Source organism: Halobacillus sp. BBL2006 (genome assembly GCF_000786645.1).
Lineage (GTDB): Bacteria > Bacillota > Bacilli > Bacillales > Halobacillaceae > Halobacillus.
The window spans coordinates 1-3,003 of sequence record NZ_JRNX01000763.1; the positions used below are offsets into that span (position 1 = coordinate 1).

Below are 3,003 nucleotides of genomic sequence, written 5' to 3' on the forward strand. Positions count from 1 at the left end.
AAGAAACAAAGAAAATGGATCGTCGTTGCAGCGGTGTTTCTAGCATTCGCTATAGGAGCTTATGTCGCTACCGCTGGTCAAGGAGACAAACTGAGCTACAGTGAACAATCTCAACTCAAACGCAAAGCCAAAGCTGTAGACATGGACAAGCTTCCTGTCGGTTGGAGAGAAGTTGAAAACGAGGAAGAAATCAAGAAGTTTTATGAAGGAAAAATTAGAAGCTTGAAGCTTGCGCGCGAAAAAGGGCTTACCACTACCCCAGAGATTTCTACACCTGTCCAACAACGCGATGGACGGCTTCAGATCAATGAGGTGTGGCACAATGGCCATACCATTACCATCCTTTACAGTATTGATTTATCGACTTTAGTAAAGGAGCAGAAAAAAGCTCCTACTCGACCGCCTTTCGTTGAATCTCTAAGGCTGGGGAAAGCAAACAATCAGAACAAGATGACAATTGATTCGTATGGCCGCCCCATTCAATTTACAGAAGGAGTCGTCTATAAAAACCGTTTATACACCTATACCCAAACTCCATCTTTCACAGAAGAAGGGATGCGAAGGAACGACCGGCTAGAGCTTGAACCTTTCCATAAGAAACTGGAAACAGCTTTTGAATTCCGCATTAATGGACGAAACTTCCAAACTGAAGCAGTACCGGTTCAATACAATTATAATCCCGAAGAACAAAAACTTGGGCACTACACCTTTTCAGACACTTATCAAAAAAACGGCCTGACTATTCAGCCTTTGGAGCTGACCACAGGTTTGGATAAAAGTACGATCAAACTAAGAGTGGAAGATGCAAACGATCGCTTCAACCAAATGATTGAAGCATCTCTCATGATTGAGGATGGCAAAAGGGTATCCCTTCCTCTCCCTTTACGCAAAGTTCAAGGCGAGGAAGATGTGTACACGTCTGAATTCTTTTCGAACATTCTAAATGAAAAAGAACCTGAAGCCATCACATTCACAATCGAGCGTGTTCACTTGTCGGGAGATACGTCCTACTCTTTCGACTTAGACGTATCAAAAGACGACTTAACAAGAAGCGCGATTAAGAGAATCAATGAAAAAGTAGCTGAAGCGTTTGAGACGGATGTTACCTTAGTACAAAAAGATTCAAGAGGTCGAAATAACGGTTTGAATGTTCAATTAAAATACGAGCCTCATGATTTCGAACAAGAACAGATGTTAGTAGCTTCTTCCCCTTTCTTCTATTCGGAAGCTCCAAATAATCGTCCCAAAAATGTGCACATCGAGAGTGACAATGGAGAATCTGATGAAGTTACCATGATGGGCGGAGGAGATTTCGCATATTTTAATGTAAGAAACAACCTAATCAAAGACGCTGACAAGCTCAGTATTACTGTAAAAGATGTCGCTCTTGCAAGTAGAATCGACCAATCGTTTGAAGGCCGTAAATAAAAAAGTAGAGCTAAGGAAGCAGGTTCATTTTTGGATATGAACGGCAAACTGCACTGCATGGAAAAACGTCCAGAGATTAATTCTGGACGTTTTTTATCTTACTCAACTTCTACATATTTTTACTTTGCTGAAGAAGTTTGGATTTTCCTGTCCGTTCCCATTCTTCTACCGTTTCATATGCTTTTTCAGGAGAATACCCTTTCCCTACAAGCACTCCCATTAGAATAAATTCTTGAAGGATGTGCAGTGCATTTATTCCTCTTTTAACATCTTCTAATCCTTCGTTCACCAGAAATTCCGTGTACCGTACCCATTCATCTGGAGTCCTTCCATAAACAACGGTATTTCCATTCACATGATTGTTTCCTTCTTCTGCAGCCATTGCGTCTGCTTTGGTCACATGAACCGTCCCAAATGGATGGTTAGGAGGAGCATAGATCGAGTAGAGTTTAAGCGGAGTATTTCCAGTATTGGTTACATTATGCCATGTTCCTGCAGGTATCATTATTGCGAAATCATCATATACTTTTCTTTCAAAATCCAAATTCTCTTTACTCTTGCCCATTTGGACAATCCCCTGGCCTTGTTCAATACGTAAGAACTGATCAACGTCTGGATGTATTTCCAAACCAATATCTTCGCCAACATTAATACTCATTAAAGTAACTTGTAAATGTGATCCGGTCCATAAAGCTGTACGGTACGTATTGTTTTGCTTTGTTGCTTCATTAATATCAACAACATATGGGTTTGATCCATTATCTGTTAACCTACTATTCCAATTGCTGTTATTAGAGCGAAAATAATCAAATCGATTTGCATGCTCTACCCCATTAGGAAAGGACCAGTTTTGAGAATGTCTTCCATAGCCATACATCGGGGCGTTCATATAATAAGGATTTTGATAAGGATACATATAAGGAGCATAGTACATAATTCCCCATCCCTTCACACTTTTATAAAATTATCGTATGCAGGTGTAAAGAGAGTGTACTTAATTTCAACGTAACTCCATAAAGAAAACAAATTCAGTCGAGAACACTTATAATCTTATATGGTCTAATTCAAAATAACAGCTAAATCCTTTAATGGAATAATTCCATTATACAGAGTGTCATGCCCTCTGCCGGATAGCAAAGGAAATCAACCCCAAACGCATTTTTAGGAAGTGACTATAAAATCTTAACATTTTAGGATTATTACCATTGAAATTAAATGAAAAAGAACAAAATCTCTTGTGATTTTGTCCTCTAGATCATATACTACCCGTCATATTTAAGGTTGTCAGCTTCTTAACCTATTTGTTTTTTTTGCAAAAATTCCCTCACTGTTTTATTGAAGATTGGTGCATGGGTCGCTGGAGTTTGGTGATAGGCACATTCAATGACAGCAAGCGTAGCATCTTCGCATTTACGGTAATATTTAGCGTGATAATTGATCCAGAATTCCTTGTTACCATAAATCACCAACAGCGGCGCAGAGAGTCTGGACAATCGGCGGCTGCAGTCAAAATGGAGGGCTCGATTATAAAATTCATACCAGGCATCTGGATCAGATTTTGCCATATGCTCATTG

The 3,003-nt window shown here is 39.6% G+C and carries 3 protein-coding genes; 1 reads left to right on the plus strand and 2 read right to left on the minus strand.

From position 1 onward, the window contains the following. On the plus strand, positions 1-1,428 hold a 1,428-nt coding region (locus LD39_RS23265; protein ID WP_035552143.1), incomplete at its 5' end, for a hypothetical protein. 109 nt (positions 1,429-1,537) lie between these two features. Here LD39_RS23265 and LD39_RS19420 read toward each other — a convergent pair. Then, on the minus strand, positions 1,538-2,362 hold the full coding sequence (locus LD39_RS19420; protein WP_035552146.1) for a cupin domain-containing protein: 825 nt from the start codon (positions 2,360-2,362) through the stop codon (positions 1,538-1,540). 358 nt (positions 2,363-2,720) lie between these two features. Beyond that, positions 2,721-3,003, minus strand: a 283-nt coding sequence (locus LD39_RS19425; RefSeq protein ID WP_035552149.1) for an alpha/beta fold hydrolase, incomplete at its 5' end; no start/stop codon positions are given.